This window comes from Motilimonas cestriensis, from assembly GCF_021295315.1.
Classification (GTDB): domain Bacteria; phylum Pseudomonadota; class Gammaproteobacteria; order Enterobacterales; family CBDFNC01; genus Motilimonas; species Motilimonas cestriensis.
In genome coordinates, this window is the sequence record NZ_JAIMJA010000001.1 from 294,795 (window position 1) to 318,171 (window position 23,377).

General features: G+C 43.2%; 19 protein-coding genes. 10 read left to right on the plus strand and 9 right to left on the minus strand.

Features of this window, described 5'->3' with window-relative positions:
* Positions 1-78: 78 nt before the first annotated feature.
* Positions 79-1,131, plus strand: a complete 1,053-nt coding sequence (locus K6Y31_RS01360; protein ID WP_233051068.1) for a 3-deoxy-7-phosphoheptulonate synthase — start codon at positions 79-81, stop codon at positions 1,129-1,131.
* A gap of 43 nt (positions 1,132-1,174) precedes the next feature.
* Here K6Y31_RS01360 and K6Y31_RS01365 read toward each other — a convergent pair whose 3' ends face one another.
* The 4 genes from K6Y31_RS01365 to K6Y31_RS01380 form a co-directional block, all read right to left on the minus strand.
* Entirely contained in the window at positions 1,175-2,155 is a 981-nt protein-coding gene (locus tag K6Y31_RS01365) for a succinylglutamate desuccinylase (protein ID WP_233051069.1), read from the minus strand.
* A 90-nt stretch (positions 2,156-2,245) separates the two neighbouring features.
* Positions 2,246-4,720, minus strand: a complete 2,475-nt coding sequence (locus K6Y31_RS01370; protein ID WP_233051070.1) for a glycogen/starch/alpha-glucan phosphorylase — start codon at positions 4,718-4,720, stop codon at positions 2,246-2,248.
* A 218-nt stretch (positions 4,721-4,938) separates the two neighbouring features.
* Complete coding sequence (pgm, locus tag K6Y31_RS01375) at positions 4,939-6,585, minus strand: phosphoglucomutase (alpha-D-glucose-1,6-bisphosphate-dependent) (protein ID WP_233051071.1); 1,647 nt, start codon at positions 6,583-6,585, stop codon at positions 4,939-4,941.
* A gap of 21 nt (positions 6,586-6,606) precedes the next feature.
* Positions 6,607-7,179 (minus strand): replication initiation regulator SeqA, encoded by a 573-nt coding sequence (locus tag K6Y31_RS01380; protein WP_233051072.1) that lies wholly within the window; start codon positions 7,177-7,179, stop codon positions 6,607-6,609.
* A 387-nt stretch (positions 7,180-7,566) separates the two neighbouring features.
* On the opposite strand from K6Y31_RS01380, the gene K6Y31_RS01385 reads away from it, so the two are divergent.
* The 5 genes from K6Y31_RS01385 (at position 7,567) to fur (ending at position 10,117) form a co-directional block, all read left to right on the plus strand.
* Positions 7,567-8,334, plus strand: a complete 768-nt coding sequence (locus K6Y31_RS01385) for an alpha/beta fold hydrolase (RefSeq protein ID WP_233051073.1) — start codon at positions 7,567-7,569, stop codon at positions 8,332-8,334.
* A 120-nt stretch (positions 8,335-8,454) separates the two neighbouring features.
* Positions 8,455-8,676 carry a DUF2788 domain-containing protein gene (locus K6Y31_RS01390; RefSeq protein WP_232801032.1) on the plus strand — a complete coding sequence of 74 codons (222 nt, stop codon included), beginning with the start codon at positions 8,455-8,457 and terminating at the stop codon, positions 8,674-8,676.
* A 12-nt stretch (positions 8,677-8,688) separates the two neighbouring features.
* On the plus strand, positions 8,689-8,964 hold the full coding sequence (gene ybfE, locus K6Y31_RS01395; RefSeq protein WP_233051074.1) for a LexA regulated protein: 276 nt from the start codon (positions 8,689-8,691) through the stop codon (positions 8,962-8,964).
* A gap of 27 nt (positions 8,965-8,991) precedes the next feature.
* Positions 8,992-9,519, plus strand: a complete 528-nt coding sequence (gene fldA, locus K6Y31_RS01400; protein WP_233051075.1) for a flavodoxin FldA — start codon at positions 8,992-8,994, stop codon at positions 9,517-9,519.
* A gap of 175 nt (positions 9,520-9,694) precedes the next feature.
* Complete coding sequence (gene fur, locus K6Y31_RS01405) at positions 9,695-10,117, plus strand: ferric iron uptake transcriptional regulator (protein ID WP_233051076.1); 423 nt, start codon at positions 9,695-9,697, stop codon at positions 10,115-10,117.
* A gap of 93 nt (positions 10,118-10,210) precedes the next feature.
* Here fur and glnS read toward each other — a convergent pair whose 3' ends face one another.
* Together glnS and nagE are read right to left on the minus strand one after the other, a co-directional pair.
* Positions 10,211-11,884, minus strand: a complete 1,674-nt coding sequence (gene glnS / locus K6Y31_RS01410; protein ID WP_233051077.1) for a glutamine--tRNA ligase — start codon at positions 11,882-11,884, stop codon at positions 10,211-10,213.
* Positions 11,885-12,045: 161 nt separating this feature from the next.
* Positions 12,046-13,569: an N-acetylglucosamine-specific PTS transporter subunit IIBC gene (gene nagE / locus K6Y31_RS01415; RefSeq protein WP_282560132.1), complete on the minus strand. Its 1,524-nt coding sequence runs from the start codon at positions 13,567-13,569 to the stop codon at positions 12,046-12,048.
* Positions 13,570-14,166: 597 nt separating this feature from the next.
* Between nagE and nagB the strand changes: the two genes are divergently transcribed.
* From nagB to K6Y31_RS01430, 3 genes are read left to right on the plus strand one after another with little or no spacing between them, the layout of a single operon-like run.
* A complete protein-coding gene (nagB, locus tag K6Y31_RS01420; protein ID WP_233051078.1) occupies positions 14,167-14,967 on the plus strand; it encodes a glucosamine-6-phosphate deaminase in 801 nt (266 codons plus the stop codon).
* A 17-nt stretch (positions 14,968-14,984) separates the two neighbouring features.
* Positions 14,985-16,121 (plus strand): N-acetylglucosamine-6-phosphate deacetylase, encoded by a 1,137-nt coding sequence (nagA, locus tag K6Y31_RS01425; protein WP_233051079.1) that lies wholly within the window; start codon positions 14,985-14,987, stop codon positions 16,119-16,121.
* A 3-nt stretch (positions 16,122-16,124) separates the two neighbouring features.
* The gene (locus K6Y31_RS01430) at positions 16,125-17,348 is read left to right on the plus strand and encodes an ROK family protein (RefSeq protein WP_233051080.1); all 1,224 of its coding nucleotides are present in this window, start codon (positions 16,125-16,127) and stop codon (positions 17,346-17,348) included.
* A gap of 275 nt (positions 17,349-17,623) precedes the next feature.
* On the opposite strand, the gene ileS is transcribed toward K6Y31_RS01430, so the two are convergent.
* Both ileS and K6Y31_RS01440 read right to left on the minus strand, forming a co-directional pair.
* Positions 17,624-20,758 (minus strand): isoleucine--tRNA ligase, encoded by a 3,135-nt coding sequence (gene ileS / locus K6Y31_RS01435; RefSeq protein WP_233051081.1) that lies wholly within the window; start codon positions 20,756-20,758, stop codon positions 17,624-17,626.
* A 361-nt stretch (positions 20,759-21,119) separates the two neighbouring features.
* Positions 21,120-21,923 carry an AraC family transcriptional regulator gene (locus tag K6Y31_RS01440; RefSeq protein ID WP_233051082.1) on the minus strand — a complete coding sequence of 268 codons (804 nt, stop codon included), beginning with the start codon at positions 21,921-21,923 and terminating at the stop codon, positions 21,120-21,122.
* A 99-nt stretch (positions 21,924-22,022) separates the two neighbouring features.
* Between K6Y31_RS01440 and K6Y31_RS01445 the strand changes: the two genes are divergently transcribed.
* Positions 22,023-22,739 (plus strand): type 1 glutamine amidotransferase, encoded by a 717-nt coding sequence (locus K6Y31_RS01445; RefSeq protein WP_233051083.1) that lies wholly within the window; start codon positions 22,023-22,025, stop codon positions 22,737-22,739.
* Positions 22,740-22,820: 81 nt separating this feature from the next.
* Here the strand turns inward: K6Y31_RS01445 and yfcE are convergent, their stop codons facing one another.
* The gene (yfcE, locus tag K6Y31_RS01450) at positions 22,821-23,369 is read right to left on the minus strand and encodes a phosphodiesterase (protein ID WP_233051084.1); all 549 of its coding nucleotides are present in this window, start codon (positions 23,367-23,369) and stop codon (positions 22,821-22,823) included.
* Positions 23,370-23,377: the final 8 nt, after the last annotated feature.

The following is a 23,377-nucleotide window of genomic DNA, read 5'->3' on the forward strand; positions in this document are numbered from 1 at the left end:
AGCTAAGGTGATGACAGTTACTATTCATCATTAAAAATTTGCTCAAAAAGCAGTTTAAACGATTAGGAAATAGGCCCGATGCCACTGAAAACTGACGAGTTACGTACAGAGAAACAAGACTTTTTAATTACCCCTGCCGAGCTAACCGCTGCCAGACCCGTGAGTGATGCTGCGGCCGGAGTAGTCACCAGAGCAAGACGAGAAGTAGAAGCAATATTATCTGGTGAAGACAAACGCTTACTCGTCGTTGTCGGTCCTTGTTCAATTCATGATCCTGAAGCTGGCATTGAATATGCTAAACGCTTAGTTAAGCTTAAGGACGAGCTCGGTGACGATTTATGCATTGTGATGCGTACCTACTTTGAAAAACCTCGTACCATTGTGGGCTGGAAGGGTTTGATTAATGATCCCAATCTTGACGGCAGCTACGACGTGAATAAGGGTATCGCCCTTGCTCGCAATCTATTACTGGATATCAACGAACTGGGTCTTGCCACCGCCACTGAATTTTTAGACATGGTTACGGGTCAATACCTTGCCGATCTCATCACATGGGGCGCGATAGGTGCGCGTACCACGGAAAGCCAAATTCACCGTGAAATGGCATCGGCACTTTCTTGCCCTGTTGGCTTTAAAAATGGCACAGATGGCAACTTACAAATAGCCATGGATGCTGTTCGCGCAGCTAAAGCACGTCACATTTTCTACTCGCCAGACAAAAATGGTCGCATGACTATTTATAAAACAGCAGGTAACCCTTACGGCCACATCATATTACGCGGCGGAAAAACGCCCAATTACAGTCAAGAGCATGTTACAGCCTCGGCCGAGCAACTGAGTGATGTTGGCCTTACTCCTCGAATCATCGTTGACTTTAGCCATGGCAACAGCTTGAAGCAATATAAAAAGCAATGGGATGTAGCAAGCGATATCATGGCGCAAATGCGCAATGGCAGCAAAGCCATAGCTGGGGTCATGATTGAGAGCTTTTTAGAAGAAGGCAACCAAGCCGTCGAAGATGGCAAAGAGCTCGTATTTGGTAAAAGCATCACTGACGCTTGTATTAACTGGCAAGATACTGAAAAAATGCTACGCGAACTGGCTCAAGCGAGCCGCGATAGCCGCAAATAATCACCACCGGTTAACCAATGCAACTTAAATAAGTTGTATTGGTTTACAAGGAGCAAGGTGTTAACGTTAATAACGCCCTTGCTCCTAGTTCAACCTTAGCGTTAGGAAACAAAATCACTTCTCGCTCTGCTTGCACATGATACTCCGCCCCCGCTTCTTGCGCTAACAAGGTGCCTTGCTGATACGGCGTAAAATTATCTATTTCTGCCGAAAAATTAAAATGAAAATCAGGTTGAGTTTTGATGATTTGTTGCGCTATTTGATAAACAATCAACGCGTCTGTGGCGATCGTTTCATCCTCGTCTTCAACATCAGCTAACAGCCGGATTAAATAACAGATTATCTTTTGGTGATCGCTCATCTCATTTTCATGCCATGGTAACGCTTTACCTAACTCCAAGGTGGCAGCTTGGGCTTTAAATTGTTGAAACGAAGCATAACTGAAGGTATTGGTTGCTAACTGACTCAGCACCGCAGCCTGGATCCCTGCATGTTGTAGCTCATCCATGTGATTCAATAAACTCAACTCGTGCGTGACGATAGGCACAATAGCAAAAGTTTTATAAACCGCCCCACGAATAGCACAATGACAATCCCAATGCAGCTTATCGGTATCTTGATAAATGGTATAAAACCGCTCCACACACCGCTCTAATAAATGGGCCCTTGCCGACTCTTTGCAAGGTGCAATACTGCGGTGTGCGCCGCAAAACAAACGATTTAGATTGGTATCCAGATAGCGCACGCCCAGCTCAATCGCATCCGGATTACCCAAAATGAACAGGCACGGATTAACCACCTCTAATTCGCCCGAGAATATCTGCTTAATCAATTGATTTATGATGATGATAGGCGCAGTTTCGTCACCATGAATGCCGGCAGAAATAATCAGGCTACGAGGGCCATTACCAGCCAGATACAATACTCCCGGCGCCCAGCATTCGACCCGAGTGTCACTCGAATTAGAAACTAAAAATTCTGCTGCCTCGCACCGACCTAAGGTGTAATCAATGAAATCCATCATCACTCTCCAGCCAAGCTTACTTAACTGAAGTATAGACAAAAAAGGGAAGCCAACTGGCTTCCCTTGGGTAACATCAAATAACGAGAAAGGCTAGCCTAATGGGCAAGCTTTCAAGTGCCAAATGGTATCAACATAATCTTGAATAGAGCGGTCAGAGTTAAACTTACCCATACAGGCAGAGTTAATGATCGCCATTTCCGCCCATTTAGCTGTATCACGATAAGCTACATCAATACGCGCATGGGCATCACAATAACCTTGATAATCGGCCAAACAGAGATACTGGTCACCCCACTCTAACAAGCTGCGTTTAATGTCTGATAGCTCACCAGGGTGACCCGGCGTAAAGAAATCGCTGTCTAACCAGTCCAGCACGGCTTTTAGCTCTGCATTACCATAGTAGTAATCGTACGGGTTATAACCTTGTCTTTTTATCGATTCAACTTGATCAACATTCAAACCAAAAATAAAGATATTGTCGTCACCTACTTCTTCGGCTATTTCAATATTGGCACCATCAAGGGTACCAATTGTTAAGGCGCCGTTAAGGGCAAGCTTCATATTACCTGTACCTGATGCTTCTAAGCCAGCGGTTGAAATTTGCTCAGATACATCTGCCGCAGGGATAAGCTTCTCGGCCAATGACACGCGGTAGTTTGGCATAAACACTACTTTTAGCTTGTCTTGAATGCGCGGATCATTATTAACCTTATCAGCTACTTTATTAATGGCATAAATGATTTGCTTAGCCATGTGGTAACCCGGTGCAGCCTTAGCACCGAAGATAAACACGCGAGGCACCATGTCTAGCTCTGGGTTGGCCAGTAAGCGGCGGTACAAAGTTAAAATATGCAGCAGATTAAGTTGCTGTCTTTTGTATTCGTGTAAACGTTTAATTTGGATATCAAAAATAGCATCGGCACTAACATCAACACCGGTTAAGGCTTTAATTTCTTTAACCAACCTAAGCTTATTGTCATGCTTTATGGCCATGAACTCTTTTTGGAATTTTTTATCCTTGGCTTTTGGCAGTGCATCTTTTAATAGGTTTAACTGCGTTGGCCAGCCTGTGCCCACTGTTTTGTCGTACAATGCCGATAACTCAGGGTTGGCGGCTTTTAACCAACGACGCGGCGTCACACCATTGGTCACGTTAACGATTTTTTCAAGATAAAGTTCATTAAACTCAGGGAATAAATCTTTTTTAACTAAACGGGTATGAATGGCCGCTACACCATTCACTTTATAAGATGAAACTACGCTTAAATAAGCCATGCGCACCATACGGCCGCCATCTTCTTTAATGATAGATAGCTTGCGCTTCATCTCATCATCACCCGGCCATTTCGCTTCCACTTCTGTTTCTAAGAAACGGCGGTTAATTTCATAAATAATCTCAAGATGGCGCGGTAATACTCGCTCAAACAAGCTTACTGACCAATTCTCTAAGGCTTCTGGTAATAAGGTGTGATTAGTATAGGCAAACGTATGACGGCATACATCCCACGCTTTAGCCCACGTTAAGCCTTCTTCATCGATTAAAATGCGCATCAACTCAGGCACTGAAATAGCAGGATGGGTGTCATTTAACTGGATCGCCACTTTATCAGCAAACACATCCCAATTATTGCCATTCGCACGCTTAAAGCGGCGAAGAATATCTTTGACTGAACAAGCGCAGAAGAAATACTGCTGAATTAAGCGCAGCTCTTTACCCTGCTCGGTTGAGTCATTTGGGTAAAGTACTTTAGACACGGTTTCGGCTTGCGCTTTTTCCGATTGCGCATCGACATAACCACCTGCGTTGAAGACATCCCAATCAAAGGCTTCACCGGGTTTACTTTCCCATAAACGTAACACGTTAACTAACTTAGCACCGTAGCCAACAATGGGGATATCCCAAGGCACCCCTTTTAATTTTCGACCTGCGTGCCACACTTTACGCATGCTACCATCGTCTTCAAATACACTTTCTACATAACCGTATAAAGGCACTTCTTGCACTGATTCAGGGCGGCAAATTTCCCAAGGGTTACCGTATTCACGCCAGCTATCAGGGCGCTCAATTTGGTGACCATCTTTAAATTCTTGACGGAACAAGCCATGTTCATAGTGAATACCGTAACCAATAGCAGGGTAACCCAACGTGGCTAACGAATCGATATAACAGGCTGCAAGGCGGCCTAAGCCACCGTTACCTAGTGCCATATCCGGCTCTTCTTCACAAACTTGATAGATGTCTTTGCCTAACGCTTTTAAAGCCTGCTCAGCTTCGCCAAATAATTCCAGATTATGTAAGTTATTTGACAGCAGACGGCCCATTAAGAATTCAAGAGATAAATAGTTAACTGCGCGGGTGTCTTGTTTTGAATGAGAAGCTTGGGTATCGGTTAACTTTTCAAAAACGAGTTCATTGATTGCAGAACAGGTCGCATTCCACCAAGCCTTATCGTTGGCTTTGTTTTCATGGGTACCTAAAGTGGAACGGAGATGGTGAACGATACGTTGTTGTAGGTTGTCTGCACTAAGATCAAAAGGTTTGGTCTGCTTCTTTGTCGCCGCCATTGTGGGTTCCTTTACAAATGGAGAGGGTTTAAACATCACAGCTTAAAGACGGTTAAACACGGATATGTTTGTAATTAAAAGTAAACCATTCATTGTTGATTTACCAGTAAATAAGGAAGCAGAATGACAAACTTTTGTTTCAGTTCAATGATCTAGACGCTATTAAGAATCAAAAAAGGGAGCCAAAGCTCCCTTGTATAAAATTACTTTTATAAAACTTATAAGCCAGCTTTAGTAAAAGCAGCCGAGACAATTTGCTGAGCCTCATGCTGAATATTAGCTAGGTGTTTTTCATCTAAGAAAGATTCCGCGTAAATCTTATAAATATTTTCGGTGCCGGATGGCCGCGCGGCAAACCAACCATTTTCAGTAACCACCTTTAAGCCGCCAATCGCTGCATTATTGCCTGGCGCATTGGTCAGTTTAGCGAGAATAGGCTCACCTGCTAGTGTGCTGGCTTCAACCATCTCAGGGCTAAGTTTACTAAGAACCGCTTTTTGTTCCGGTGAGGCTGGCGCATCTAAGCGTTGATACAAAGGCGCACCAAATTCAGCGGCAAGCGCTTGATAATGCACGCCAGGGTCTTTTTTGGTGACCGCAATAATCTCTGCCGCTAATAGCGCTAAAATAATGCCGTCTTTGTCAGTGCTCCAAACACCGCCGTCTTTGCGTAAAAACGACGCACCAGCACTTTCTTCACCACCAAAACCAAATTCGCTATTAAATAAACCTTCAACAAACCATTTAAAGCCCACTGGCACTTCACACAATGGTTTATCCAGTTTTTCTGCTACGCGATCTATCATCGAGCTAGACACTAGCGTTTTACCGATTTTCGCACTGGCAGGCCATTGAGGACGATGGCCAAATAAGTATTGGATCGCAACAGCAAGATAATGATTTGGGTTCATCAGGCCAACAGAAGGGGCAACAATACCGTGACGGTCATAATCTGGGTCATTGGCAACCGCAATATCAAACTGGTCTTTTAGTTTGATCAGACTCGCCATGGCGTAAGGTGATGAACAATCCATGCGGATCTTGCCATCTTTGTCTAAGGTCATAAACGAGAAAGTAGGATCAACTTTATCGTTAACCACGGTAATATCTAAACCATAATGTTTCGCGATAGCGGGCCAAAATGCCACGCCAGAGCCGCCTAACGTATCGACGCCAATTTTTACGCCCGCTGCAGCAATGGCCTTCATATCCAGCACATTTTCAAGATCCGCCACATAAGGCGCGACATAATCATAGTGCTCAGCTTTGGCCAGTGCGGTTTGATAATCCATACGTTTAACGGCGGTTAAACCTTGCGCTAAAATTTCATTAGCTCGGTCTTGAATAATTTTCGTGACATCGCCATCGGCAGGGCCACCATTTGGCGGATTATATTTAAACCCGCCATCACGCGGTGGATTATGTGATGGCGTAATCACGATACCATCAGCAAAGGGATTATCACCACTACGGTTAAAGCCCAGAATAGCGTGGGAAATGACCGGCGTTGGTGTATAGCCTAAACCCGCTTGCACCACAACATGAATCCCATTAGCAACCAACACCTCAATCGCACTAGCAAAAGCTGGCTCTGATAAAGCATGGGTGTCCTTACCTAAAAATAACGGACCTTGATAGCCTTGCTGCTGACGATATTCTGCAATCGCTTGGCTGATTGCCAAAATATGGTCTTCGTTGAACGCACTGTCGAACGAACAGCCACGGTGACCCGAAGTACCAAAGGCAACTTGCTGCTCACGTACGGCAACATCTGGCTTATTAGTATAATAAGCAGATACCAGCGTAGGAATATCCGTTAAATCTTGTTGCTCGGCAGGCAAACCTGCACGTGGGTGAAGTGACATAATTATCCTTAAAGTTTGATATCAGATTTTTTCACATGCTTTTTCTATCACATGATGGGCATACCCCATACTTGCCATCAACTGCGCGATAATAATACGTTTTCTACCTGTATTAGCATTGGTGATCACCCAAAATGGTGTATCAGGGATCGCTCTTGGCTTACAGGTTTTCCCCCCTTCTTCTAGGGCCTCTTGCGAGGTAGCTAAATACAAGCGCTTGCGACCACGAGTGGTTTCGCTGGCACTAGCAAATAAAGCTTGGTTATGTTTATACATTTCCGACAACATCAGTAAAAAACGTTCAACCGAATGTTCAACATTCGCCAACGTGGCACTGTCTAAAAAGGACTGTAAACCAGCTGAGTCAGGTGCCAGCTGTTTTTCTTCCGAGGGTTCGGAAATATCCACAGCCTTTTTAACTATTTGTTTTGTATCAATGGGCTCACTGATTTCTACTTTTATTTTCGACCCAGGCTCCGTTAGCGGAGGTAACGATAATAAACGACGTAAAATTTGTGAAGCGCTTTCACCTATATCTTTTGTTTGAGCTGCAATATATTGATACAACTCATCATCAAGCTCTATTTTCTTCATTTTTTACAGGTATTTCCGACAAAACATGGGGGGATTATACCCAGACTCAGGCTCACACTCCAAGACTTTGCGCTGATCTATCGGTACACTTGCTCAGTATATACTCAAGCTGTATCAAGATACGGCTCCAGAATACTCAAGACCAGTTTGAAATACGTTATTAATGCTTTACTAATACATGACTAATACATAAATGATTTTCGGCGTCGCGTAATGATGTCTTATGCTGAGAAGTCTACCCAAATTACTTAACACGCATTGCACAACAATCTGGTTATCGCTACTCATTCTCTTTATGCTAAGCATCCAAGGTGTCAGAGCCAGTGGCGAAGATAATTCATAGTTTATTGCGTTAAAATGACGAAAAAGTTAATTAAAGAGTAAACAATGCAACTTAATTACAAAATAAATGGCCAAGGTGAGACAGTCTTCCTCATCCATGGCTTATTTGGTAGCTTGTCGAATTTTGGCCTATTACATCAGGTATTAAGTCATCATTATCGAGTTATTTCGATAGACGTTCGCAACCATGGCGAATCTCCTCATCACCCTAGTATGGCCTACGAAGATATGGCTGATGACGTACTCGCGCTGGCGAAACTTCTCGGGGTTAAAAATTTCTCGCTGGTTGGCCATTCAATGGGCGGAAAAATTGCCATGATGGTTACCCTAAAAGCGCCGGAAAAAGTAGATAAGTTAGTGGTTGCTGACATGTCACCCGTTAATTACGAACCTCGCCATCAAGGCGTGTTTGCCGGCTTACAAGCCGTTGCGGAAAGTGACATAAAAACCCGTAGCGAAGCGCAACAATATTTAGCCAATCACGTTGAAGAGGTCGGTGTACAACAGTTTTTGCTCAAGTCTTTGTATCGTTTTAAAGATAAAATGATTTGGCGCTATAATCTGCCCGCTTTAGTAAACGGCTACGCAGACATTATTGCTTGGCCTGATACCGACCAGAAATTCAATGGACCAACCCTGTTTATAAAGGGGCAATTATCAGACTACATCATTGACGACTATTGGCCACACGGCCGCCGCTATTTCCCCAATGCCAAAATCAAGATGATCATGGGCACGGGTCACTGGTTGCACGCTGAAAAACCGGTCATTTTTAATAAATTAGTAAACGACTTTTTACACGCAACAAGTTAGCGCATGGACATCAGTTATGGTATATTCCCGCGGTTTATATACCCGAGCAATCCTCGCTGCACAACGCCTTGACGTTGCTGGGGTCTAAATGAGCCTAACGGATCTTAAATTAAGTGTCTTATGTTAAGTGAATATGTTGAAGAAATTGAAACTTTAGGCCTTTATGGCTTTTACATCATGATTTTCCTGCTTATTGGGCTTTCAATTAATGATGTATTAAAGCGCAGTAATGTGCCTAAATTCGGCCGTACAATTGTATGGATGGTATTGTTTTTAGGCTGTGCAGGATTTGTATCCAAAGGCATTATTGAAGTTTTTTGGGAGTCTAACGGGCTAGGTTAAGCAGTAAGAAACATGGCAAAAGAGCTAACTGATAGAACGACGATAGACCTTTTCTCTGAGGAAAAACGGCCGGGTCGGCCGAAAACGAATCCGCTATCGCGCGAACAACAACTTAAAATTAATAAGCGTAATCAAATCAAACGCGACAAAGCGAAAGGTTTGAGACGAGTAGAATTAAAGGTGGAGCAACAGTTGTTTGAACAGCTAAACGATTTAGCATTGCAGCAAAACATTAGCCGCAGTGAGTTGATCGTTTATATTTTGGAACAACAGCTCATACCACAATAGTAATCTTAAACAACAGGTAATTTCGATATGGCAAGTGTAGGGATATTTTTTGGTAGCGACACAGGAAATACTGAAGCCGTCGCAAAAATGATCCAAAAGCAACTTGGTAAAAAGCTAGTTGAAGTGAAAGACATCGCTAAGAGTAGCCAAGCTGAGATAGATGAATTTAGCTTACTTTTGTTTGGTATTCCAACTTGGTATTACGGCGAAGCTCAATGTGATTGGGATGATTTCTTTCCAGAATTAGAAGAAATCGACTTTAGCGAAAAATTGGTCGCTATCTTTGGTTGTGGTGACCAAGAAGACTACGCTGAATACTTTTTAGACGCCATGGGTACCCTACGCGATATTATCGAAGCAAAAGGGGCGACTATCATTGGTCATTGGTCTACCGAAGGTTACGAGTTTGAAGCTTCTAAAGCACTGGTAGATGACCAACATTTTGTTGGTTTAGGTATTGATGAAGACCGTCAGCCAGAGTTAACTACTGAGCGTGTTGAAACTTGGGTGAAACAAATCTACGACGAAATGTGCTTAGCTGAGTTAGAAGATTAACTGCCAGAGTAGATATGAACCTTAGCCATGCTGAAAGTGTCATATTATAAATACAATTGAATGCTATTTTTGTTAAGGTGGTCCTTGCCCACCTTAACAAAAGCATTGTAAGCTAAATATATTCGTATCGGAATAATTCCGATTTCACGCAACATATCAGGACAAGACCCCTACCATGGCCGATAACAATAAAGCACTGAAACAGGCAGGATTAAAAGTCACTCTGCCTCGGCTCAAGATTCTTGAGCTGTTAAGACAGCCTGATAGTCAGCACATCAGCGCAGAAGATCTCTATAAAAAACTTATCGAACTTGGTGAAGAGATAGGTTTAGCGACCGTTTATCGTGTACTTAACCAGTTTGATGATGCAGGTATCGTGACCCGTCACCACTTTGAAGGCGGTAAATCGGTATTTGAACTCTCCACCATTGAGCATCACGATCACCTAGTGTGTTTAGATTGTGGTGAAGTGATTGAGTTTACCGATCAAATGATTGAAGACCGCCAAGAAAGAATCGCAGCGGAGAATGGTATTACACTCACCAACCATAGCTTATACCTTTATGGCCGGTCAGTTGATGGAAAATGTAATCACTGATCGACGTCGCGCCAAACGGCACTTAATGGTGTCGCTTTAAGCTAATAAAAAAGCCGCTAATGCGGCTTTTTTTGGTGATTAAATAAGGCAAAGTTAACCTTCAACCTTACCCCAAGTATCACGCAAGGTAACAGTGCGGTTAAACACAAGCTTACCTTCACTGGTATCCACATCGTCTAAACAGAAATAACCCTCTCGTTCAAACTGATACGCTTTTAGAGGCTCAGCATTAGCTAATGACAATTCTGCAAAGCCTTGTTTAACCACTAAAGAGTCTGGGTTTAACACTTCGTGAATATCTTCAGCACTCCCCGGGTTGGCAACAGTAAACAAACGGTCATATAAACGAATTTCAGCAGGCACGTTTTGCGCCGCGCTCACCCAATGGATCACACCTTTTACCTTGCGACCATCAGCAGGGTTCTTACCCAAGGTTTCAGTGTCATAGCTACAACGTAGCTCAACAATTTCGCCTTGTTCGTCTTTAATTACTTGCTCAGCTTTGATCACATAAGCATTGCGTAAACGCACTTCTTTGCCTAATACCAAGCGCTTGTATTTTTTATTGGCTTCTTCACGGAAGTCATCACGATCAATATAAATTTCACGGCTAAAAGGTAACTCTCGAGTTCCCATGGTTTCATCTTTAGGATGATTAGCCGCATTGATCATTTCAACCTGATCTTCTGGGTAATTTTCAATCACGATTTTCAATGGGTCGATAACGGTCATTGCACGCGGGGCGTTCACTTCAAGATCTTCACGAATACACGCTTCCAACATCGCCATTTCAACAGTGTTTTCTTGCTTGGTAACACCAATGCGCTGACAAAAATCAACAATAGAAGCAGGTGTATAGCCACGACGGCGAATACCAGCAATAGTAGGCATACGCGGGTCATTCCAACCACTGACAATCTTTTCTGTCACTAAAGCATTTAGCTTACGCTTCGACGTTAACGTGCTTTCTAGGTTTAAGCGTGAAAACTCAATTTGCTGTGGATGACATGGGATGGTGATATTATCCAATACCCAGTCATATAGCGGACGGTGGTCTTCAAACTCAAGAGTACACAGGCTATGTGTAATACCTTCGAGCGCATCCGAGATACAATGAGTAAAGTCGTACATGGGATAAATGCACCACTTGTCACCGGTTTGATGGTGATGAGCGAAACGAATACGATAGATCACAGGATCGCGCATTTTCATGTTAGGCGATGCCATGTCAATCTTGGCACGCAACATCATTTCGCCTTCTTTAAACTCACCCGCACGCATGCGCTGGAATAAATCTAAGTTTTCTTCAATTGGGCGATCGCGGTAAGGACTATTTTTACCAGGCTCAACCAGAGTGCCGCGGTATTGGCGTGTTTCTTCAGCATTTAACTGACATACATAGGCTTTGCCTGCTTCAATTAGCTCAACCGCAAATTGGTACAATTGGTCAAAGTAGTTGGACGCGTAATTAATATCACCGTGCCAGTTAAATCCTAACCATTGCACATCACGCTTAATCGCTTCAACGTAGTCAATGTCTTCTTTTTCTGGGTTGGTATCGTCAAAGCGCAAGTTACATAGCGCATTATCGTAATCACGAGCAATACCGAAGTTTAAACAAATCGATTTCGCGTGACCTATATGTAAGTAGCCGTTTGGCTCAGGTGGAAAACGGGTATGTACGCGTCCACCGTGCTTACCGTTTTTAATATCTTCATCAATGATTTGACGAATGAAATTGCTAGGACGAATGTCCGCCTGACTCATCGCATACCTCGAGTAATTAAAATAATACCAATAAAATAGCCGCTAATGATCACCCATTCGCGGCTTAAGCACAATAGCTGATCGCATTGCAATGATATATTTTAGCAACAAAAAAGGGAGCCGAAGCTCCCTTAATTCATACTAGGTTAAGACCCAGTTAATTATTTGCCTGCGATGGCTTTCATTTCGCCAGCAACAAGCTCTGCTTGTGGACCTAGGATAACTTGTAAGTTGTTATCACCTAGTTTCACCACACCCATAGCACCTAAGCCTTTAAGGGTGCCTTCGTCAATCACGCTGCGGTCTTTAAGAGTAAGACGTAAGCGAGTGATACAAGCGTCGATTACCGTTAGGTTATCTGCACCACCTAACGCAGCTAAGTATTTCTCAGCTAGTTCACGCTTGCTTTCATTGCCACTTGCTTTAGAAGAAGTGTTCGCTTCAACAGCTTCACGGCCTGGTGTAGCTAAGTTGAACTTAACAATCACAAAGCGGAATACGCTGTAGTAGATAGCGAAGAACACTAAACCTTGCGCTACTAGCATGTACCATTTGTTCGCTAGCGGGTTGTTTGCAGATAAGAATAAATCCACAAGACCAGCTGAGAAACCAAAGCCAGCCGTCCATTGCATAGAGGCTGCGATGAATAGCGAGATACCTGTTAGTACAGCGTGTAAGAAGTACAGTACAGGCGCTACGAACATGAATGAGAATTCTAGCGGCTCAGTTACACCTGTGAAGAAAGATGCGAAGCCAGCTGCAATCATGATAGATAGCACGCGCTCTTTGTTTTCTGGTTTAGCTGTGTGGTAGATAGCTAAAGCAGCACCCGGTAGACCAAACATCATTACTGGGAAGAAACCAGCCATGTAGCGACCTGTTTCGCCTACAACTGCAATTGTGTTGCCATCAGCATCTAGTTTCACGCCATTAACCACTTCACCTGCTGCCCACCAGTTACCTAGATCGTTAATGCCTGCGAAATCAAACCAGAATACTGTGTTTAGTGCGTGGTGTAGACCAACTGGGATAAGTAGACGGTTGAAGAAACCGTATAGACCCGCGCCAACATCACCCATACCCGTAATCGCTTCACCAAAGTGAATTAGACCACCAAAGATAACAGGCCAAACGTACATAAGCACAAATGCTAATAAAATAGCGACCCATGAACATAGGATAGGTACAAGGCGTTTACCACTGAAGAAAGATAGCGCTTTGTGTAGCTCTACTTGATAGAAACGGTTGTAAATTTCAGCCGCTACTACACCCGATAGAATACCCACAAACTGGTTGCTAATTTTAGCAAACGCAAGTTTCGTTTCAGGGCTGTCCATTGCAACTAAGCCAATTTGCTCCACTGCACCTGGACCAAGAAGCGTCGTGATTACCATAAAGGTAACAAAACCTGCTAAAGCCGCTGCACCGTCTTTATCTTTTGACATACCGTAAGCCACACCAATGGCAAACAGTACCGACATGTTTTCAATGATCGCTCCACCTGATTTAATCAGAAATGCAGCAACAGGATTACCACCACCCCAACCCGTTGGGTCAATGTAGTAACCAATACCCATTAATACGGCAGCCGCTGGCAAAACGGCCACAGGGACCATTAGCGCTCTACCAATCTTTTGTAAATAACCAAGAATATTCACAATTACCTCTCCTTTCCAATAGGTCATTATGTGTGTATTTGAGTGTGTAGATTTTTTATTTTTAAACTAGCTTTTATCTACCTAAAGCAAGCATAGGCTGCAGCATAAGGGATTTATTTCGCTGCGCAAATTAATATTCAAAACTTTTGTGATCACGGTCAACAGCACTAAGCCTTTAGTCTCATAACTGTGCTTAATAGCACATAATTAGACCAAATCGACCGATGATGAGTTATCTGCATCGCATTTTTGCTCAAGACGGCCGACATCGCACGAGCAATATTAAAGAGGTCAATAGTAATAGAATAAAGCATGCTACATACGATAAATTGCCAGCTAGGTTATGTTTTAGATGGTTAGCACACCTGATACTTTTAAAAAAAATCATGCACTTACTTAATACCTCGGTCTGACAGATTCTGCCTCGATATAAGCCTTAACTCGAAATATAACGACTTAATAAAGAACATCGTAAAAGTGAATGAAAGTTTCTTTTCGCTGCGAATTAACTATTGCAAATTTATCCTACAATCGCCACAATGATCTTAATTAAGGGTTGAAATAAACACCCGCCATGTAAAAATTTCATTTTTAAACTTTTTAATTGTACTGGAGAGATACCTCATGAGACTTATCCCACTTGACACAGCAAAAGACGTTGGCCTTTGGTCTGCACGCTACATCGCTGACCGTATTAACAAGTTTGCCCCTACCGCTGAGCGCCCTTTTGTACTAGGTTGTCCTACTGGTGGTACGCCTCTAAACACTTACAAGCGTTTAATCGAGCTAAACAAAGCCGGTGAAGTTAGCTTTGAGCACGTAGTCACATTCAATATGGATGAATATGTAGGCATCGCCCCAGAACATCCAGAAAGCTACCGCAGCTTCATGTACAACAACTTCTTCAACCACATCAACATTCAAGAAAAGAACATCAACCTACTTGATGGTAATGCCGAAGATTTAGAAGCGGAATGTCAACGTTACGAAGACAAAATCAAAAGCTACGGCAAAATCAACCTATTCATGGGTGGCGTAGGCACAGACGGTCACATCGCATTTAACGAGCCAGCGTCATCGTTAGCGTCTCGTACACGTATCAAAACATTAACGCCAGATACCCGCATCGCTAACTCACGCTTCTTTGACAACGACATCAACCAAGTGCCAAAAATTGCCCTGACCATTGGTGTAGGTACGCTACTTGATGCAAAAGAAGTATTGATCTTAGTAACAGGTCATAACAAGGCACAAGCACTTGAAGCCGCAGTTGAAGGTAGCGTAAACCATTTATGGACTGTTTCTGCACTGCAACTTCACCCTAAATCAATTATCGCTTGTGATGAGCCTGCAACATTGGAACTAAAAGTGAAAACCCTTAAATACTTCAAAGAGCTTGAAGCGGGTAACGTAGGTAATCTTTAAGCCCAAGGAGTAGTCAGATGTACGCGTTAACTAACTGTACAATTTACACAACTGAAGCGGTGCTTACGGAACATGCCGTATTAGTTGAAGGGGATCAAATCCACTCTATCGTAGCGGCTGCTGATTTAGCAGCCGATATCGAGCAGGTTGATTTAAATGGTGCCAACCTTGCACCCGGTTTTATCGATCTACAGCTTAATGGCTGTGGTGGCGTGATGTTTAATGATGATGTGTCGATTAAAACACTGCAAATCATGCAAGATGCCAACCTAAAATCGGGTTGTACTAGCTACTTACCTACCCTTATCACGTCTTCGGACGAAGACATGAAAACGGCACTGCAGGTAGGTCGTCAGTACATGGATGCAACCCCTAATGAAGTATTAGGGTTACATCTAGAAGGCCCTTATTTAAGCCTAGAGAAAAAAGGCATTCACCGCCCTGAATTTATTCGCAAACCAGCTCAAGAAATGATTGATTTGATTTGTGAAAATGCAGATGTAGTGAGCAAGGTCACACTGGCACCAGAAAACACCCCTATTGAAGTAATTAAACAATTATCTCAAGCCGGTGTTGTGGTATCACTAGGCCATACCAATGCAACTTATGAGCAAGCCAAAGCAGCTATCGATGCTGGCGCGACTTTTGCTACCCATCTATTCAATGCGATGAGCCCAATGACAGGCCGTGAGCCTGGAGTACTTGGCGCAGTTTATGACAGTGAAGATGTTTACACTGGCATCATTGTAGATGGTTTCCATGTTGCTTATCCGAACGTGCGCATTTCTAAAAAAATCAAAGGTGACAAACTGATTTTAGTTACTGATGCGACGGCACCTGCAGGTGCAAATATTGACCAATTCGACTTTGTCGGTACCACGGTATACTACAAAGATGGTAAATGTTTCGGCGCAGACGGCACCTTAGGTGGCAGCGCAGTAACCATGATCGAGTCAATCGAACAATCGGTTAAGTTCGTTGGTATTGAATTAGATGAAGCTATTCGCATGGCCACTCTTTATCCTGCGAAAGCCGTCTCTGTCGAAGATAAACTGGGCGTCATCGCGCCGGGTAAAGTAGCCAACTTGGCTATTTTCAACAGTGACTTCAAAGTAACCGGTACCGTGGTTAACGGTCTTTATAAGAAGCAATAAATAATGAAAAACGGATTGATAGCCAATGTAGATTTAATTAAACAAGTAAATAGCGCAGCTGTTTATCGCTTAGTTGATTCTCAAGGGCCAATCTCTCGCGTTAAAATTGCCGAAGTCAGTCAACTGGCTCCGGCAAGTGTCACCAAAATTACCCGCCAGTTAATTGAACACGGGTTAATTAAAGAAGTTGCACAACAAGCTTCAACCGGCGGCCGACGCGCGATCTCACTCACCACCGAGACATCCAAATTTCATTTTGTCGCCGCCAAAATTGGCCGGCGACTTCTTACCCTTTCTTTATACGATTTATCCGGCAAAGAAATTGTAGGTATCCAGCTACCGATTCAAGTAACAGAGCAAGATGATTTAGTCGAGTTTCTCTGCCAAACATTAGCCGACTTTATTGACGAGTATGCACGTAAAACCAAAAAGTTAATCGCCATTGCGGTAACCTTATCGGGTTTGGTTAACCCGCAATCTGGTATTGTAATTTATACGCCCCGATACAATATGCGCAACTGCCCACTGGCAGACATCATTTCACGACGCTTTTCAATGCCAGCCTTTGTCGGTAACGACACCCGCGCCATGGCACTGGCCGAGCACTACTTTGGCGCATCAAACGATTGTGACGATTCTATTCTTATCACTATCCATCACGGTACCGGCTCAGGGATTATGTCTCGTGGCCAAGTATTTCTTGGAAGTAACCGAAATGTGGGTGAAATAGGCCATATCCAAATTGATCCATTAGGTAAACGCTGCCATTGTGGCAACTATGGCTGCCTCGAAACCGTGGCGTCTAATGAAGCCATAGTTGAACAGGTTAAGCAGTATATTGAAGAAGGCCGTCAAAGCAGCCTCGGCGGCAAGCAAATCGACATTTCCAGTATTTGCCAAGCGGCCAACAAAGGCGACGCGCTTGCGATTTCAGTGCTTACTAATGTCGGTAAATATCTCGGCCAAGCTATCGCGATCATGGTGAACTTATTTAACCCTGAAAAAGTGTTAATTGCCGGAGAGATAATGGCGGCAGACCAAGTATTGCTGCCAGCCATTAAACAATGTGTTCACCATCAATCTTTGCCTAGCTTTCATGACAACTTGCCGATTGTGCCAGCAAAATTTCAAAAGCAGCCAACCATGGGCGGTTTTGCCCTAGTCAAGCGCGTGTTACTTGATGGCTCGTTATTACAAACCATTATGGAAGGCAATCGTCACCAGTAATGGCTCTTTGTGTGACTACCCGCTCCCAATTATACCCAATCAACTTGGAGAGGCTTGATTTCAGCAAGATTTTACACACGTTTAGGCAAGGCATTGATTGCAGGTAATGGCTTCTCCTTATCAATAACACAGCATAAACACGGTGGCGCTCTGAAACATGCATCTTCAGTTGATTGGGTATAAAAGTATTAACACTAATCGGCAATAAACTCTTAGCCCAGCGCTGTTCACTAACAATGCGCTACCGCATTTAGCTGAGTAGCGCATTGACTAAGTTATTTTCGAACATCAATATAGATAGTACCCAGCTCTAACTCATAAGGCTCACCTAATCCTTGCGCTAGCTCGAAATCCAGCTCAATGGCCAAGGTTTCCGTCTTTAAGTAGTCTTCATACTTTTCTAGCCACAGCCGTACTTTGTCTGAAGTATTTATTGCAATCCATATTCTATCGGTAACATTGAGCCCCATTGATTTTCGCTTTTTTTGGATCCCACTGATTACTTCTCTCACCATGCCCTCTGCAATCAGCTCTTCAGTTAACTCAGGATCAAACTCCATCGAAATAAACCGATTTGACACGGCATTTACACCAGCTTTGGCCTTGCGAAAGATAACTATCTCATCTTCATTAAAGCGTTGGCCATCGACTTCCAACTGGCCTTGTTGCTGCAGCTGATCAATATCTTGTACCGTCAAATTAGCGATTAAACTCGCGTAATGCTTCATCTGCTTGCCAAGGCGTTTACCCAACATAGGGAAATTTGCTTTAGCGTACAAATCAATAAATTGGCTCTCATCTGTGCTGAAACTAAGTGTTTTGATATTCAACTCAGATTTAATGTAACTCGACAGGCACTTTATATCTTGTAATTCAGCGGCATCTCGATGCAAAACAGTGGCACTGCTTAGTGGCGTTTTTAGCTTTATTTTTAGATCATTGCGTTGCTGACGCCCCATCACTACTAAATGCTGCAAACGTTGTACACTCAGCTCCAACGCTGGCGATTTAAGTTCGGCTTTTGCTTGTGGATAGTCGCACAAATGAACAGAAATAGGCCGTTCTTTATCGTTAGCATAACCGTTAAGTTGTTGATAAAGATATTCAGATAAAAATGGTGCGAATGGCGCCATCAAAGTCGAAAAGGTATTTAAGCAATAGTAAAGGGAGGCATAAGCACTTGCTTTGTCTGCATTCATTTCAGCTTGCCAAAAACGGGCACGATTAAGGCGAATATACCAATTGGTTAAGTCTTCTAAAAACGCAAACAGTGGTGGGACAACCTCGTACAAACGATAGGCCTGCATTTCGCTGTTTACTTTCTCTATCAAGCTTTCCAACCGTGATACAATCCATTGATCTAAAACGTTTTCTTTAGCTAACTCGCCGGATGCCTGCCATTTATCGATATCGGCATACGTACTAAAAAATTTAAATGCGTTATACCAAGGTAACAACACCTTACGCACCATTTCTTGAACACCACTGTCGACAAATTTTTGCTCTTCTGCTTTTACTAAACCCGAGTTGATCAGGTATAAGCGCAGCGCGTCAGCACCATATTGTTCCATCAACGAGTCAGGCGCGGTATAGTTCTTTAACCGCTTTGACATCTTTTTACCGTCTTCAGCCATCACAGTGCCATTTACAATGACATTGGTAAATGGCGGTTTGCCAAACAAACTCTCACTCAATACCTGTAGGGTATAGAACCATCCGCGCGTTTGATCGACCCCTTCAGCAATAAAAGAGGCAGGGAAGTTAGCCTCAAACTGTTGTTTATTTTCAAACGGATAATGAACCTGCGCATAAGGCATAGAGCCAGACTCAAACCAACAATCAAATACTTCAGGTATACGACGATACACACCCTCTTCATTGGCGACAGTAAATGTGAGCCCATCAACGTGGTCGCGATGTAAATCCGATATTGCTTTACCCGTAAGCCTAGTCAGCTCGGCAATTGAACCAACACAAACATGATTACCAGTGATGTCATTGACCCAGATGGGTAGCGGAGTGCCCCAATAACGGTTCCTGGACACAGCCCAATCGATGGCATTTTCTAACCATTTTCCCATTCGACCTTGCTGTATGTGCTCAGGTACCCATCTGATTTGTTTATTATTCTCAACCAACTTATCGCGGATAGCGGTCACTTTGACATACCAAGAAGGCACAGTACGGTAAATGATTGGCGTATCAGAGCGAGGACAAAAGGGGTAACTGTGCATCAAGGTTTCATGGTGATACAAGTGTCCCTTGTCTTTTAATGTTTGGATGATTTGCTTGTCCGCATCTTTAACGTACATTCCGGAAAAATCATCGACCTCTTGCGTAAAACGGCCTCGACCATCTAATGGACAAACACTGGCGCTCACGTTATGCGCTCGGCAAACACGTTGATCATCTTCGCCAAATGCCGGCGCCATATGAACGATACCCGTCCCGCTTTCAAGGGAGACATAATCATCCGATAAGACTTGGAAAGCCCCCTCTTGCCGCTGACTAGCAAAATATGAGAACAAAGGCTGATATGCCTTACCAACCAATTCAGTGCCCTTGACCGTTGCAAGGACTTCTACTTGATGATTTTTTACTACTGTCTCCATAAGGCCTTGAGCAAGCCAGATTACCTTATTAACCGTTTTATCCCAGACTTTGACATAATCGAACTCCGGATTAACACATAAGGCTAAGTTTGAAGGTAAGGTCCAAGGTGTTGTGGTCCAAGCGGCAAAATAGGCTTCGTCATTCTCCAGTTTAAATAGCACCGTCACTGCAGGATCTTGCACATCTTTATAGTTAGACGACGCTTCAAAGTTAGACAATACGGTTTCCAGCTCAGTAGAATAGGCAACCACTTTTTCGCCCTCATAAACCATGCCTTTATCCCATAACTGCTTAAATACCCACCAGACCGACTCCATGAAATTAGGGTCCATAGTGCGATAGTCATTTTCAAAGTCGACCCAACGACCTAGTCGAGTGATGGTTTTTTCCCATTCTTGGCTATAGCGCTGAACAATGGCACGACACTCATCGTTGTAGGCAGCGATGCCGTATTTTTCGACCGCCTCTTTAGCCGACATACCAAGAGCTTTGTCTATCTCGTGCTCGATGGGCAAACCGTGGCAATCCCAACCAAAGCGACGTTCAACATGATAGCCAAGCATCGTTTGATAACGCGGCACTATGTCTTTTATGGTCGATGCGACAAGATGGCCATGATGGGGTAGCCCCGTTGCAAAAGGAGGCCCATCATAGAAAACAAAGGTGGGTTTATGTTGCGATTGTTCGAGAGATTGCTGAAAAACCTGATTTTGCTGCCAAAAAGTCAACACGTCATGTTCAGCGTTAACGAAAGAAAAGTTTGTCGATGACGAATGTTGTTTTTGCTCTGTAAACATACTTACCTCTGTAAATTTGCCTAGAGGTGAAGTTATAAAAAACCCGCCTTCTAGGCGGGTTTTTTATTTGTTAGTTACGCAAACTATCCCACCACTTCAAAAGAAATGATGCTAATAATTCGTTGGCTAAGCGTTTGCGTATTCATGAGGTAAAAATGACATCATCGGCAAAAGATGTCAACTGCTCCTAATAATTTTGTCTAAACCTGAAAATATTGCGGGCCTTATTTTCAGGATTTAAAGTCAAGAGCACTGTTGCGCTAATTTAAAAGGAGCCTACATTCCTACATGAACGTGCCTAGTATTGAAAACTCGGGTGCTCTGAAACATGCATCTTAAGTTGGTTGGTAAATCCGAAGTATTAGCCTAGAAGTGCACTAATGGTTAATCCGTGAGCCAAACTATCACTGCGATATTTGCTTGGAGTCTGGTTAAACATTTTTTTGAACGCATAAATATAGGCTGAATCCGAGGCATAACCCAACTCCAAAGCAATGTCTTGAATCGTTCGCGTTGAGCTTAATAACTGTAAAGATAAAACCAACCTGACACTTTGTCGCCACAAAGAGAAAGACTGACTAAATTCTTTAGCGCACAGCCTTGATAGGGTTCGCTCTGATGCCCCCACCTTGACTGACCACTCTTTAAGTGTGAGTTTCAAGTTTGGTTGCTGTCTCAGTTGAGTAAAGATCGACTTCAATCGCTTATCCGCTGGGATTAACAATGGAATATCATAACTACCTGCAATTTTAATTTGATCTCTTAACACCACAAGCAAATTTGTAAGATTAACATCCGATAATTTACTAATACCTTCACCGAATAAAAGCAGTATTAATTCTTTAATGAATGGGGTTACTAAACAGGATTTTGGGCAATCACCATATTGCACGCATGCACTTGGATTAAGATAAATTGCCAAAAATTGGGTATCCGTAACAGCAACGGATTTATGCACTGTACTTTCCGGTATGAATAACATTGCATTATGAGGAACAATGGCAGATTTTTGGTCAATTGTTGACTGCAATAAGCCAGTTAAGGGAAACACTATTTGGTGCCACGGATGTGAATGAAACTCGTCAATATAGCCAGCAGGCATATGGATTGCTTTGGTAATTAGTTGGCTATTGGAGGATGTCAGGATGAGTTCATTTGCTTGCATACTTGGCGACTTATCTATGTTTTATGTCAGTTAGTATAATATTTGCCATATTAATTTAATATAGAATTGTCATTTAATCGTCAGTTTAAAGGCCAAAAAATGCACATCCATTTTATTATTCATGAACATTTTGAAGCACCAGGTGCTTATGAAAGCTGGGCAAAAAACCGTGATTTCACGATTAGTTATTCCAAAGTTTATCAGGGGGATCCCTTGCCAAAAAATGTTGATGATTTCGATTTTTTAATCGTAATGGGCGGACCTCAAGATCCGTCAACGAGTAAAGAGCAATGTCCTCACTTTGATACAAAAGGTGAACAAGATGTCATCTTGACAGCCATTGATGCCGGAAAGGCAGTGATTGGGGTTTGCCTTGGCTCACAACTAATTGGTGAAGCGCTAGGTGCTCAATATGAACATAGCCCTGAGCGTGAGATTGGCAAATTTCCCATTAACTTAACCAAGGAAGGATTAACACACCCACTTTTTTCTCATTTTGGTAGCACACTAGACGTCGGTCATTGGCACAACGACATGCCCGGATTGACCTTGGATTCTAAAGTTATCGCTTACAGTGAAGGCTGCCCAAGACAGATTGTTGCCTACAGTGACAAGGTATTCGGTTTCCAGTGCCATATGGAACTAACAAAAGAGGTGGTTTCGCTGTTAATTCAAAATGACGATTTAAGTAGAGCGGCAGAGTATCGCTTTGTTGATGAGGCAGACATATTACTGAATCATGACTACCATGAAATGAATCTAAAACTACACGAATTCTTAGATAAATTGGCGCAACGCTATCAGGCAACAGTCTAGCTCACCATATCCGCTACTTATTGACATCATTGGCGATTTGCTAATTTTTTGCCGCTGCCTTAGCAAGGTTCACGATCATGCCTAAGCGAGATCTTGATACAACATTAGCTCGTCATCAAACAACCGCTTTACTGATAAGCCCTGTTGATCAATCAGCCCATAACTAGCGGGCGCTTCTCCCCTTGGCAATGCGATGGAGCCGGGGTTGAAATAAAACAAATGTCCCCGCTTTTCCGCTACTGGTTGGTGGCTATGGGCAAAGCAAAAAATATCACCTTTGCTCAGTGGCGGTAAAGCATCTGTGTGATACACATGGCCGTGAGTTAAAAAGAAACGTCTGTCATTAGCTAGTAATTGGTTATAAGTGGCATCAATGGGAAAGTTCAACAAGCCTTGGTCTACTTCACTGTCGCAATTACCGCGTACAGCAATAATGCGCTTAGCAAATTCATTGAGCTTAGAGGCAACCATCGCTGGCTCATAACCATTGGGCAAAGCGTTGCGTGGACCGTGATTTAGCACATCACCTAAAATGACTAGATAGTCAGCCTGCTGGCGAGTAAAGGCTTTTAGCGCGAGATTTAAAGACGAGAGCGAGCCGTGAATGTCTGCAATAATAAAGAGTTTCATAATATCCC